The sequence below is a fragment of the Pannonibacter sp. SL95 genome, assembly GCF_026672425.1.
In the GTDB taxonomy this organism is placed as follows: domain Bacteria; phylum Pseudomonadota; class Alphaproteobacteria; order Rhizobiales; family Stappiaceae; genus Pannonibacter.
In genome coordinates, this window is the sequence record NZ_JAPPRC010000003.1 from 345,727 (window position 1) to 357,791 (window position 12,065).

Here is a 12,065-nt window from a genome sequence, read left to right on the forward strand (position 1 = left end):
CATCGCGCAAAAAGGGCGGGTGCCGCAACCGGCACCCGCCCTCGCATCACATCAGATGGGCCATGACGGCCGTCATCCTCAGATGTGCTTGGCCAGCGCCACCGCCGTGTCGGACATGCGGTTGGAGAAGCCCCACTCGTTGTCGTACCAGCTCATGACGCGCACCAGGGTGCCATCCATGACCTTGGTCTGGTCCATGTGGAAGATGGACGAGTGGCTGTCATGGTTGAAGTCGATGGAGACCAGCGGCTCGTCGGTGAAGCCGAGGATGCCCTTCAGCTTGCCGTTGGCGGCATCGCGGATGGCGCTGTTGATCTCTTCGACAGTGGTGGCGCGCTTGGCGATGAACTTGAAGTCCACGACCGAGACATTCGGGGTCGGCACGCGAACGGACACGCCGTCCAGCTTGCCGTTCAGTTCCGGCAGCACGAGGCCGACGGCCTTGGCGGCACCGGTCGAGGTCGGGATCATCGACATCGCGGCAGCGCGGGCGCGGTACAGGTCCTTGTGCATGGTGTCCAGGGTCGGCTGGTCACCGGTGTAGGAGTGGATGGTGGTCATGAAGCCCTTCTCGATGCCGATGGCGGCATTGAGGACATAGGCAACAGGAGCCAGGCAGTTGGTGGTGCAGGAGGCGTTGGACACGACCAGATCAGCGGCGGTCAGCGCGTCATGGTTGACGCCGAACACGATGGTCTTGTCTGCACCGTTGGACGGAGCGGAGACCAGCACGCGCTTGGCACCGGCGGCCAGGTGCGCCTCGGCCTTCGGCTTGTCGGTGAAGATGCCGGTGCATTCCATGGCGATGTCGACGCCGAGGGCTGCGTGCGGCAGGTCCTTCGGATCGCGGATCGCGGTCACCTTGATCGGATTGCCGCCGTTGATGCGGATGCTGTCACCTTCGACCGTGACGGTCGCCGGGAACTTGCCATGGACCGAATCGTGACGCAGCAGATGTGCGTTGGTCTCAACCGGGCCCAGGTCGTTGATGTGCACGACTTCAATGTCGGTGCGGCCGGATTCGACGATCGCGCGCAGCACGTTGCGGCCGATGCGGCCAAAGCCATTGATAGAAACCTTCGTCACCATGAGACACTCCCCGAGCAAGCGTGGCGCCATTCTGTCAGGCGCTCAGTCACCGGTCCCACCATGGGGTCCCGGCCGTCCGAGGGATGGAAGGGCTCCATCCCGCATGAGGGACGTGCCCACGCAGGGCGGGCACGTCAGTCAACCTGTGATGCAGTCAGCCTCAGGCGGCCAGCCGCTTTTTTGCCGCAGCCGCCACGGCGTCCGCCGTGATGCCGAAGTGGGCGTAGAGTTCCTTGTACGGGCCGGAGGCGCCGAAGCCGGTCATGCCGACGAACACGCCGTCATTGCCGATGAAGCGATCCCAGCCCATGCGGATGCCGGCTTCGACCGCGATCTTGACCTTGGACGTGCCAATGACGGCCGCCTGATAGTCGGTCGACTGGGCTTCGAACAGCTCGAAGCACGGCACCGAGACGACACGGGCGGAAACGCCTTCGGCTTCCAGCTTGGCGCGGGCGTCCATGGCGATCTCGACTTCCGAGCCGGAGGCGAAGATCGTGACGTCTGCGGTCTCTTCCGTGTCGGCCAGAACATAGGCGCCGCGGGCGCAGAGGTTCTCTTCCTCGAAGGTCTTGCGCTGGGCAACCAGACCCTGGCGTGTCAGGGCAAGCACCGACGGCGTCTTCTTTGCGCCAAGGGCCAGCTGCCAGCACTCCAGCGTCTCGGTCACATCGGCCGGGCGGAAGAAGTTCAGGTTCGGGATGGCGCGCAGTGAGGCATAGTGCTCGACCGGCTGATGGGTCGGGCCATCTTCACCGAGGCCGATGGAATCGTGGGTCATCACGTGGATGACGCGCTGTTCCATCAGCGCAGCGAGGCGCAGCGACGGGCGGCAGTAGTCGGCGAACACGAGGAACGTGCCGGAGTAGGGGATCATGCCGCCATGCAGCGCCATGCCGTTCATCGCGGCGGCCATGCCGTGCTCGCGGATGCCCCAGTGAATGTAGCGGCCGGAGAAGTCGTCCGGAGTGACCGGCTTGGTCTGGGCCGTCTTGGTGTTGTTCGAACCGGTTAGGTCGGCGGAGCCGCCGATGGTCTCCGGAACCACCTCGTTGATGACGGTCAGTACGTTTTCAGACGCCTGGCGGGTTGCGAGCGTCGGGCGCTCGTCGGCCAGCTTCTGCTTGTAGGCCATCAGCGCCGGCTTCAGGGCAGCCGGCAGGTCACCGCGGTTGCGGCGCTCGAATTCGGCGCGGGTTTCTGCGTCCGCGGCGGCAAAGCGCTTTTCCCAGTCCTTGTGGGCGTGGGCGGAGCGCAGGCCGGCAATGCGCCAGGCGTCCAGCACGTCGCTCGGGATCTCGAACGGTTCGTGCGGCCAGTTCAGGGCCTTGCGGGTGGCCGCGATCTCGTCGGCGCCGAGCGGCGAGCCGTGCACCTTGGCGGTGCCGGCCTTGGTCGGCGAGCCGAAGCCGATCACGGTCTTGGCGGCGATCAGGGTCGGGCGGTCGCTGTCCTGCGCCTTGCGGAAGGCGGCGGCGAGGGCAACCGGATCATGGCCGTCAACGCGGATGGTGTTCCACTTTGAGGCTTCGAAGCGGGCGATCTGGTCGGTGGAATCGGTCACATCGATCTTGCCGTCGATGGAGATGCCGTTGTCGTCCCAGATCACGATCAGCTTGTTCAGCTTGAGGTGGCCGGCCAGCGTCAGGGCTTCCTGGCTGATGCCTTCCATCAGGCAGCCGTCACCGGCCAGAACGTAGGTGTAATGATCGACCAGCGCTTCGCCGAAGCGGGCAGCCTGCAGCTTCTCGGCGATGGCCATGCCGACGGCATTGGCAAGGCCCTGGCCGAGCGGACCGGTGGTCGTCTCGATGCCGGCGCCGTGGCCGAATTCCGGGTGACCGGCGGTGCGGGCACCGATCTGGCGGAACTTCTTGATCTGGTCGAGCGGGAAGTCCTCGTAGCCGAGCAGGTACAGCGTGGCATAGAGGAGCATCGAGCCATGGCCGGCCGACAGCACGAAGCGGTCACGGTCAGCCCAGTTCGGCGCCGTCGGATCAAACTTCAGCACCTGGGTGAAAAGCACCGTTGCGATATCGGCCGCACCCATGGGCAGGCCGGGGTGACCGGACTTGGCCTTTTCCACCGCATCCATGGCCAAGAAGCGGATCGCGTTGGCCATCCGGTGGTGCTTTTCGAGATCGGTCATGTTCATCCCGTTGCTTAGGAAGCGGCGCATCACGCCGGCTTGAGAGGTTCGCGTCCTTCCGGCCACGGCGCGCGACTCACAGCCCTGCTGCCATGGGCCGGTCCGGGAGGACGGAGCACGCCTGGCGGCCTGACTTGTCCGGGCAGCCTTGGGGAGGCCGGTCGAGGGAGCCCGACAAATAACAGGAACCTTGTTCGTGTCAACAAAGGCGAACAAAACCCTAACGCCGGGGCAAGTGCAGGGGAGAACCCCAAAAACCCCGCGAATGCGCCATTGACGGCGGATTCGCGCCTTGCGTAAAGTTACAGGAGCGACAGGGAGGCATTTCAAAACCGTTAAGTTCGTTCATGACCTTATTGCGGTGCGCTCGCAGTTTGCTTTAGTTTTTGTGCGCTTGGTGGCGATCGGCCCCCTCCCGGGTTACACCCCGGATTCGGGACGGTCAGTTTATGCGCCTGACATCCGTCGAAAATGACGAGTGCCATGCATGGCATGAAGACCACCAGGAACCGAAGGCCGTGATTTTGGGCGTTGCGCAGCCGGGCCCTCCCGACTGGCTGTGAAGGTGGATACAAGCGGATGGCGGATTACGGCTCGGGGCAGAGCCATTCACTGGAAGCGGCCTTGGCGCGCCTGACGACGGCTCTGGGACACCTGGAGACGGCGGTTGGTCGTCGGCTCGACAGTGACCGCTCGCTGAATGCGCTGCAGGAAGATTTGCAGAGGCTCGGCGAGGACCGCTCGGAACTTGCCGCCGCGCTGGACCGCGCCGAGGGCCGGGCCAACGGTCTTGAGGAAGCCAACCGCGATGTGTCGCGCCGGCTGGTTTCGGCTATGGAGTCCATCCGCTCCGTTCTTGAAGCGCACGGAGGCTGAGCGGCAGGCATGGCGCAGATATCAGTCACCATCAACGGCCGGGCCTTTCGAATGGCCTGCGACGACGGCGAGGAAGAACGCCTGATCGGCCTTGCGGGGCGTTTCGACAGCTGCATCGAGGACCTGCGCCGCAGCTTCGGCGAGATCGGCGACCAGCGCCTGACCGTCATGGCTGGCATCATGGTGGTCGATGAACTCTCCGAGATGGAAAAGAAGATCCGCCATCTGGAGCAGGAACTGGCGAGCGCGCGCGAGGCCCGCATGCAGGCGCTGGAGCATCTCAACCGCAGCGAGGCCAGCGTGGTGGCGCGGATCGATGAGGCCGCCCGGCGGATCGAAAACCTTGCCGACGGCCTGACCCGCAGCCTGCGGGAAGAGTGACTTATCCAGATGCTTCACCGGCTTGGCAGCAGCCGGGCTGGTAATGGCGGCAGGCTGGGTCTATATCTGATCGGCGTGGCTGCGCTTCTCGTCAGGAACCATATCCCCGGGGCCTTACGCACTCCTTAGGGAGCTGTACTTGTCCAGGCTCGTGGGCCTGGGCACACGGCGCCCACCTACTTAGTAGGTTTCCCGGGATTGCGACTTCCAACGGATGTTGTGGCTACGCACTTTCCATAGTCCTGCGTCACACCCTGTCGCTTTGCCGGCCCTGTCGCTCTGCCCTCTTGGAGGCTGCTTGGCTCCCGTTTCTACGTCCCAAACCCGGGCTGAAACCGAAATGGCCGCGCGCAAGGCCGCCGTGCGCAAACTTGCCCTGGACCGGCGCAGCGCCCTCGCCGTTGCCGATCGCATCGAGGCCTCCCTTGCACTCTGCGACAAGGTGGATGCGCTGCAGCTTCAGCCCGGCGCGATTGTCGCCGGCTTCTGGCCCATCCGTGACGAGATCGATCCGCGCCCGCTGATGCATGCGCTCGGCCAGCGCGGTCACGCGCTCTGCCTGCCGGTCGTCGTCGGCCCGCGCCTTGTCTTCCGCCGGCTTGACCGGGAGACGACGCTGGTCAAGGCCGGTTTCGGCACCATCGTTCCCGATGAAGCTTCGCCCGAACTGCGCCCGGATGTGCTGTTGATGCCGCTGTCGGCCTATGACGCCAATGGCTGGCGTCTTGGTTATGGCCGCGGCTTCTATGACACGGCGATCGCCGATTTCGAGGCTGCGGGCCACGCCGTGCGCAGGATCGGACTTGCGTTTTCCGCGCAGGAGGTGGATCACGTGCCGACTGAACCGCATGACCAGAAGCTTGAGGCGATCCTGACGGAGCGTGGCCTCACCTGGTTCAACGAGCGCGAGGGCGCATGAGACTGCTTTTCCTGGGGGATCTGGTTGGCCGCGCCGGACGCAATGCGGTCATTGATGCCCTGCCGGGCCTGGTGTCGGACCACCATCTCGATTTCGTCATCGTCAATGGCGAGAACTCCGCCTCCGGCTTTGGCATTACCGAGGAAATCCTGCAGGACGTGCTGGATGCCGGGGCTGATGTGGTCACCACCGGCAACCACATCTGGGACCAGCGCGAAACCCTCGTCTACATCGAGCGCCAGCCGCGCCTCCTGCGCCCGGTCAACTATCCCGCCGGCACGCCGGGCCGGGGCGTCAATCTCTTCACCGCCCGCAATGGTGCCCGTGTTGCCGTCGTCAATGTGATGGGCCGGGTGTACATGGATGCGCTCGACGATCCCTTCGCCGGCGTCGAGAAGGCCATCGCCGACTGCCCGCTCGGCCTTGTCGCCGATGCCATCGTCATCGACATGCATGCGGAAGCCACCAGCGAAAAGCAGGCGATGGGGCATTTCCTGGACGGTCGTGTCAGCCTTGTTGTCGGCACGCACACCCATGTGCCCACGGCCGATCACCAGATCCTGCCCGGCGGCACTGCCTATCTGTCCGACGCCGGCATGTGCGGCGACTATGACAGCGTGCTCGGCATGGAAAAGGACGAGCCGCTGAACCGTTTCCTGCGCAAGGTGCCGGGTGCCCGCTTCACTCCCGCCCTGGGCGAGGCGACGATTTGCGGTGTTGCCGTGGAGACGGACGACCGCACGGGGCTTGCCACCGCCATTTCGCCCCTGCGCATCGGCGGACGTCTGGATCCGGTGTTCCCTTCGTTCTGGCTGTCCTGACCGATAGCGCACCACCGCCCCTGTGCTCTACGGGCGTGGGTGGGGTGGCTGGATTTTCTTGCGCGGTTTCCCTATAAGCTGCGCATTCTCCATATGTGAGCCAAGCACAACTGCCGGGAAGATCATGGCCGGACATTCACAGTTCAAGAACATCATGCATCGCAAGGGCCGCCAGGATGCGGTCCGGTCGAAGCTGTTTTCAAAGCTTTCCAAGGAAATCACCGTTGCCGCCAAGCATGGTGATCCCGATCCGGCTGCCAACCCGCGCCTGCGTCTGGCCATCCAGAACGCCAAGGCCCAGTCGATGCCCAAGGACAACATCCAGCGGGCCATCAACAAGTCGCAGGGCGGTGATGCCGAATCGTATGACGAAATCCGCTACGAGGGCTATGGCCCCGGAGGCGTTGCGATCATCGTCGAGGCGATGACGGACAACCGCAACCGCACCGCTCCCAACGTGCGCTCCTATTTCGCCAAGTGCGGCGGAGCGATGGGCGAAACCGGTTCGGTGTCGTTCATGTTCGACAAGGTCGGCGAGATCATCTACCCGGCCAAGGCCGGTGCTGCGGAAGCCGTGCTGGAAGCGGCCATCGAGGCCGGAGCGGAAGACGTTCAGTCGGATGCCGAAAACCACACCATCATCTGCGCTTTCGAGGATCTGGGCGATGTGTCCAAGGCGCTCGAAGCGACGCTGGGCGAGCCTGAGTCCGTCAAGATCATCTGGAAGCCGCAGAACCTCATCCCGGTCGATGCCGAAAAGGCCCAGACCCTGATGAAGCTCGTTGGTCTCCTCGAAGATGATGACGACGTCCAGAACGTCTACGCCAACTTCGACATCGACGAAGAGACCATGGCCAGCCTCGCCGGCTGACGGCCTTTTCATGCTTTTGATGGCGCCGGTCCAACCGGCGCCATTCCTTTTGGGTCTATAGCGCAAGCTCGCCGATCACATTGATTGCGCGCGTGTTGCCCCCAACACGTTCCCCGCGGTCATCCCCGCCTTGTGCGGGGATCCACACCGCGCCCGCCCCCGCCAAAGATTGAAGCTGATACCCGAGGCTGCATCGATCCCCGCACAAGGCGGGGATGTCTGTCGAGGTTGTCTGCACGGCTGTGGGTGTGCCGGTCTCCGCAGCGCCCATCCTCGAAAAACAAGCCGTCTTCCTCCCCTCTGACCGTCTGTGCTGGCGTCGGGGCGCGAGTTTTGTTACCGCTTTGTTCTATGATACATCCGATTCGAATCCTCGGGATTGATCCCGGTCTGCGCCGCACCGGCTGGGGTCTCATTGAGGCGCTGGGCAACAAGCTCACCTTCGTGGCGGCCGGCACCGTGACCTCCAGCGAGAAGAACGATCTGGCCGAGCGGCTGGTTCAGCTTCACAACGGCCTACAGCAGGTGATCCATGCCCAGTCACCGCATGAGGCCGCCGTCGAGCTGACCTTCGTCAACAAGGATGCCGGCGCGACCTTGAAGCTTGGTCAGGCGCGCGGCATCGCCCTTCTGGTGCCCTCGTTGCATGGGCTCGCGGTTTCGGAATACGCGCCGAACCTCGTGAAGAAGACCGTGGTCGGCACCGGCCACGCGGAAAAGGACCAGATCCGTCACATGGTGAAGATCCTGCTTCCCAAGGCGAGGTTCGACAGCGACGATGCGGCGGACGCGCTGGCGATTGCCGTCTGTCACGCCCATCACCGCGGAGCGGCCAGCATGGAATCGAAAGTGGCGGCAAAGATCGCCGCAGCGACGAGAGGTGCAGCATGATCGGCAAGCTCAAGGGCACCATCGACAGTTTCGGCGAGGACCACCTGATCCTCGATGTCCATGGTGTTGGCTATCAGGTCTTCTGCCCCTCGCGCGTGCTGCAACAGTTGCCGCGTGCGGGCGAGGCGGCCGTGCTGTTCATCGAGACCATCGTTCGCGAGGACATGATCCGTCTCTACGGCTTTGCCTCCGAGGTGGAGCGCGAATGGTTCCGGCTTCTCATGACGGTGCAAGGCGTTGGCGCAAAAGTCGCCCTGGCCGTCCTCGGTGTGATGAAGGCGAGCGATGTGGCGACCGCGATTGCTCTCGGCGACAAGACCGCGCTGTCCCGCGCGCCAGGCGTGGGCAAGCGTGTTGCCGAGCGTCTCGTCATCGAGCTGAAGGACAAGGCGCCGGGATATTCGGCGCTGGACGCTGATACGCTGGCCGTCGCCCAGACGGTCAGCGAGAATGTTGCCGCCCGTCCGGTGGCCGAGGCGGTATCGGCGCTGAGCAATCTGGGCTATGCCCCGGCGCAGGCGAGCGCGGCGGTGGCCAAGGCCGTGAAATCGGCCGGGGAGGGGGCAACCACGGAAACCCTCATCCGCCTTGGCCTCAAGGAACTGGCAGTCCAGTAACCGGTTTGCCGCCGGCGTGCTGCCGCGGCGTGGAGAGTGAAGGCGTATGGACGACAGCGAACGGCTGGTCAGCCCGCAGATCCGGGGCGACGAGATCGACACCACCATGCGGCCGCAGTCGCTGGACGAGTTTGTCGGCCAGGCACAGGCGCGCGCCAATCTCAAGGTGTTCATCGGTGCGGCCAAGGCGCGTGGTGAAGCGCTGGATCATGTGCTGTTCGTCGGGCCTCCCGGTCTCGGCAAGACGACATTGGCCCAGATCATGGCGCGCGAGCTTGGCGTCAACTTCCGTGCGACGTCTGGTCCCGTCATCGCCAAGGCGGGCGATCTTGCTGCGCTCCTGACCAATCTTGAAGAACGCGACGTGCTGTTCATCGACGAAATCCATCGCCTCAGCCCGGCGGTGGAAGAAGTACTCTATCCGGCGATGGAGGACTTCCAGCTGGACCTCATCATCGGTGAAGGCCCGGCCGCACGCTCGGTGAAGATTGATCTGGCGAAGTTCACGCTCGTCGCCGCCACAACGCGTCTCGGCTTGCTGACCACACCGTTGCGGGATCGCTTCGGCATTCCCGTCCGGCTGGAATTCTACACGGTCGAGGAACTGGAGCACATCGTCAACCGCGGCGCCCGCCTGCTGGGCATCGGCATGGCACCGGACGGCGCCCGCGAGATCGCCATGCGCGCGCGCGGCACACCGCGTATTGCCGGCCGTCTGCTGCGGCGGGTGCGCGACTTTACTGTCTATGCCGGCATGGAAACGGTCGACCGGGCCATGGCCGACAGAGCCCTGTCCCAACTGGAAGTCGACAGCGCCGGTCTCGACAGTCTTGACCGCCGTTACCTCACCCAGATTGCCGTAAACTTCGGTGGCGGCCCTGTCGGGATCGAGACAATTGCGGCCGCTCTCTCTGAGCCGCGCGATGCGATCGAGGAAATCGTTGAACCCTATCTGATCCAGAATGGATTCATACAACGTACACCACGTGGACGAATTTTGACGCCACAGTCCTTCCGACATCTTGGTTTGGCGGTTCCGCCACGGCCGGATGCGCCTCAACTCGGACTTTTTTCTGATGAGGCGGACGTCTGATCTTGCATTGCGATATGCGATAACGTTCGGAAAGTAGACGTTTTTTCGCCGGGACCTGCGGCACTGTCAGTCTAACTGTTTCAAATGCTAGTCAGAAATCCGGATACAGTTGGGTCCAATTAAGCCTTTTTTTGTGACTTTCCGCCACCGTCTAACAAAACCGGAGGGCGGGAACGCTGCTATGATCTTAAATCGCTTGTCTAACAAGATGGCTCTGATGTTCTTCATCGGAGCATCCGTCATGTGTGCGGCCACTGTGCTGGTCACCTCTCAACTTGCTGGCCGCGTCGCCGACGAACAGGCACAGCGCGCGCTGAATAGCGCGACGCTTGGCAAGAGCCAGACCCTTTCGCTGGCATTGGCTCAGCGCCAGGACAGCGCCCGCTTCTTTGCATCGGTGTCCGATGCCAAGGATGCGATGATGAAAATGACCGCAGGCTGGAAGGTGCTCAAGGAGAACCACACCGAGCAGCTGCGCAAGATCTTCGTCGATGACAATCCGAACCCGGCCGGCGAACGCCACAAGCTGATCGAGCCGCAGGTTTCGAACTTCTATGCCAACAATCACAAGCCGATCCACATGGCGATGAGCAACCTGATTGGTCAGGGCCTGTTCAGCGACCTGATGCTGGTCGATGTGGATGGCAACGTCATCTACACCTACCAGAAGGGCGAGGAGTTCGCGCGCAATCTCAGCGCACCGGAACTGTCGGAGTCTGCACTGAAGGCTGCTGTGGCACCGCTGCTGGCTGCCACCGACCGTTCGTCCGCGGGTATGCCTGCCATTACCACCTCTGGCTTCCGCGTGAACGCGGAAGGCAAGGTCGAGCTGCTGTTCGCGACGCCTGTCTTCTCGCATGACCGCTTCTTCGGCATCATCGGCTACCAGATTGCCATGGACAAGCTGATCCCGCTGATCGTCAAGGCGAGCGGCGTTGGCGAGACCGAACATGCGCTGCTGGTCGATCCGAACGGTACTGTTGCGATCTTCGACAGCGGTGAAGTGACGGGCATGGCTGCTCCGCTCGCGAATATCTCCACGGGCGGCGATACCATCACCATCGACGACACGTCGTTCCAGTTCTCGACCGAGACCAGCGATCTGATGGGCACGTCCTACGCGGTCGGCTCGGCGGTTTCCGAAGCGGAGCTGGCTGAAGCAGCCCATGAAATCACGGTTGGCGCGATCCTTACAGGTGTGCTGGCGCTGCTGCCGATTGTAGCGGTCATCTGGTTCCTGACGGCCCGCATGTTTGCACCGCTGCAGACCTTGTCGGGTGCCGCGCGCAAGATCGCCGATGGGGATCTTACCGTTATGGTCAATGCTCTCGACCGCAAGGACGAGATCGGCGAGATGGCCCGCTGCGTCGAGGTCTTCAAGGACAACTCGATCGAGCGTGAACGCCTTGCTGAGGAGCGTCGTGCCGGCCACATCGCCCGTGAGCAGCGCGAGCAGGCTATCGACGCGATGATCAACGAGTTCCGTCACGAGGCCCAGTCGGTGCTGAGCGCAGTCGAGGAAAACCTCGTCCACGTCGAGGAACTGTCGAGCGTCCTCACGTCCCGTGCCGCCTCTGCTGCCGGCCGTGGCTCGCAGGCTGTGATGGACTCCGAAAACGCATCTGGCAACGTGCAGGCCGTGGCCTCTGCGACCGAAGAGCTGAATGCGTCGATCGCCGAGATCGCCCGTCAGGTTGCCACCACTGCCGATGTCGTGGGTCGCACCACGGCCAGTGCCCAGTCGTCCAACGTGAAGATCGCCGGCCTTGCCCAGGCGGCGAACAAGATCGGTGAGGTTGTCGACCTCATCCGTGCGATCGCCGAGCAGACCAACCTCCTGGCCCTGAACGCCACCATCGAGGCGGCCCGCGCTGGCGAGGCTGGCCGTGGCTTCGCGGTCGTTGCCGCCGAAGTGAAGGAACTGGCCAACCAGACCTCCAAGGCGACCGAGGAAATCTCGGCCCAGATCGCAGCGATCCAGGCCTCGACTTCCGACGCCGTGGACGAGATCGGCGAAGTCACCCAGTCCATGGAAGAGGTGAACACCTACACCGCCTCCATCGCTGGCGCCGTCCGCGAACAGGGCTCTGCAACCGGCGAAATTTCCCGCAACGTTGCCGAGGCTGCCCGTGGCACGATGGCGGTAACCGGTGCAATCGCGACGCTGAACGCCGACATCACCGACAACTCCACTGCAGCCGACACCATGCGCGAGGCAACCCTTGCCATGAAGCGGCAGGCGGACACGCTGCGCCAGTCGGTCGAGCGCTTCCTGTCGCAGGTCGCTGCGGCCTGAGCCTGACCCGGACAACGGGATCCGGCGCTGCGCTGGTTCGCCCAAGACATCTGAAGACCCCG

General features: G+C 63.6%; 11 protein-coding genes and 1 other RNA gene. 10 read left to right on the forward strand and 2 right to left on the reverse strand.

Annotated elements, in window-relative coordinates; all coding sequences use genetic code 11:
* Positions 1 to 78 precede the first annotated feature (78 nt).
* Both gap and tkt read right to left on the reverse strand, forming a co-directional pair.
* Positions 79 to 1,089 carry a type I glyceraldehyde-3-phosphate dehydrogenase gene (gap, locus tag OVA12_RS02190; RefSeq protein WP_268134073.1) on the reverse strand — a complete coding sequence of 337 codons (1,011 nt, stop codon included), beginning with the start codon at positions 1,087 to 1,089 and terminating at the stop codon, positions 79 to 81.
* A 160-nt stretch (positions 1,090 to 1,249) separates the two neighbouring features.
* The gene (tkt, locus tag OVA12_RS02195; protein WP_268134075.1) at positions 1,250 to 3,238 is read right to left on the reverse strand and encodes a transketolase; all 1,989 of its coding nucleotides are present in this window, start codon (positions 3,236 to 3,238) and stop codon (positions 1,250 to 1,252) included.
* 579 nt (positions 3,239 to 3,817) lie between these two features.
* Between tkt and OVA12_RS02200 the strand changes: the two genes are divergently transcribed.
* The 10 genes from OVA12_RS02200 to OVA12_RS02245 all read left to right on the forward strand — a co-directional run bounded on the left by OVA12_RS02200 (position 3,818) and on the right by OVA12_RS02245 (position 12,003).
* The gene (locus tag OVA12_RS02200) at positions 3,818 to 4,114 is read left to right on the forward strand and encodes a DUF4164 domain-containing protein (RefSeq protein WP_106751436.1); all 297 of its coding nucleotides are present in this window, start codon (positions 3,818 to 3,820) and stop codon (positions 4,112 to 4,114) included.
* Between the two features lie 9 nt (positions 4,115 to 4,123).
* Entirely contained in the window at positions 4,124 to 4,495 is a 372-nt protein-coding gene (locus tag OVA12_RS02205; protein WP_106751435.1) for a cell division protein ZapA, read from the forward strand.
* Positions 4,496 to 4,568: 73 nt separating this feature from the next.
* Positions 4,569 to 4,725, forward strand: a non-coding RNA gene (gene ssrS / locus OVA12_RS02210) — 6S RNA.
* 110 nt (positions 4,726 to 4,835) lie between these two features.
* Positions 4,836 to 5,414, forward strand: coding sequence for a 5-formyltetrahydrofolate cyclo-ligase (locus tag OVA12_RS02215; protein ID WP_268134079.1), 579 nt, complete (start codon positions 4,836 to 4,838; stop codon positions 5,412 to 5,414).
* Positions 5,411 to 6,235 (forward strand): TIGR00282 family metallophosphoesterase, encoded by an 825-nt coding sequence (locus tag OVA12_RS02220; protein WP_268134081.1) that lies wholly within the window; start codon positions 5,411 to 5,413, stop codon positions 6,233 to 6,235. Before OVA12_RS02215 ends, OVA12_RS02220 begins: the two co-directional genes overlap by 4 nt.
* A 124-nt stretch (positions 6,236 to 6,359) precedes the next feature.
* Positions 6,360 to 7,106, forward strand: a complete 747-nt coding sequence (locus OVA12_RS02225) for a YebC/PmpR family DNA-binding transcriptional regulator (RefSeq protein ID WP_268134083.1) — start codon at positions 6,360 to 6,362, stop codon at positions 7,104 to 7,106.
* Positions 7,107 to 7,457: 351 nt separating this feature from the next.
* The gene (gene ruvC / locus OVA12_RS02230; protein WP_106751431.1) at positions 7,458 to 7,997 is read left to right on the forward strand and encodes a crossover junction endodeoxyribonuclease RuvC; all 540 of its coding nucleotides are present in this window, start codon (positions 7,458 to 7,460) and stop codon (positions 7,995 to 7,997) included.
* Entirely contained in the window at positions 7,994 to 8,614 is a 621-nt protein-coding gene (gene ruvA / locus OVA12_RS02235) for a Holliday junction branch migration protein RuvA (RefSeq protein ID WP_268134085.1), read from the forward strand. The genes ruvC and ruvA overlap by 4 nt, the downstream gene beginning before the upstream one ends.
* Positions 8,615 to 8,660: 46 nt before the next feature.
* Positions 8,661 to 9,707 (forward strand): Holliday junction branch migration DNA helicase RuvB, encoded by a 1,047-nt coding sequence (gene ruvB, locus OVA12_RS02240; protein ID WP_268134086.1) that lies wholly within the window; start codon positions 8,661 to 8,663, stop codon positions 9,705 to 9,707.
* A gap of 241 nt (positions 9,708 to 9,948) precedes the next feature.
* Entirely contained in the window at positions 9,949 to 12,003 is a 2,055-nt protein-coding gene (locus OVA12_RS02245; protein ID WP_268134088.1) for a methyl-accepting chemotaxis protein, read from the forward strand.
* The last annotated feature ends 62 nt before the right edge of the window (positions 12,004 to 12,065 follow it).

Bases quoted from the DNA above. Each gene is read 5' to 3' on its own strand.
- OVA12_RS02220 (WP_268134081.1), top strand. From the start codon at position 5,411: ATGAGACTGCTTTTCCTGGGGGATCTGGTTGGCCGCGCCGGACGCAAT.
- OVA12_RS02225 (WP_268134083.1), top strand. From the start codon at position 6,360: ATGGCCGGACATTCACAGTTCAAGAACATCATGCATCGCAAGGGCCGC.
- ruvB (WP_268134086.1), top strand. From the start codon at position 8,661: ATGGACGACAGCGAACGGCTGGTCAGCCCGCAGATCCGGGGCGACGAG.
- tkt (WP_268134075.1), bottom strand. From the start codon at position 3,238: ATGACCGATCTCGAAAAGCACCACCGGATGGCCAACGCGATCCGCTTC.
- ruvC (WP_106751431.1), top strand. From the start codon at position 7,458: ATGATACATCCGATTCGAATCCTCGGGATTGATCCCGGTCTGCGCCGC.
- OVA12_RS02215 (WP_268134079.1), top strand. From the start codon at position 4,836: ATGGCCGCGCGCAAGGCCGCCGTGCGCAAACTTGCCCTGGACCGGCGC.
- OVA12_RS02245 (WP_268134088.1), top strand. From the start codon at position 9,949: ATGTGTGCGGCCACTGTGCTGGTCACCTCTCAACTTGCTGGCCGCGTC.
- OVA12_RS02200 (WP_106751436.1), top strand. From the start codon at position 3,818: ATGGCGGATTACGGCTCGGGGCAGAGCCATTCACTGGAAGCGGCCTTG.
- gap (WP_268134073.1), bottom strand. From the start codon at position 1,089: ATGGTGACGAAGGTTTCTATCAATGGCTTTGGCCGCATCGGCCGCAAC.
- OVA12_RS02205 (WP_106751435.1), top strand. From the start codon at position 4,124: ATGGCGCAGATATCAGTCACCATCAACGGCCGGGCCTTTCGAATGGCC.
- ruvA (WP_268134085.1), top strand. From the start codon at position 7,994: ATGATCGGCAAGCTCAAGGGCACCATCGACAGTTTCGGCGAGGACCAC.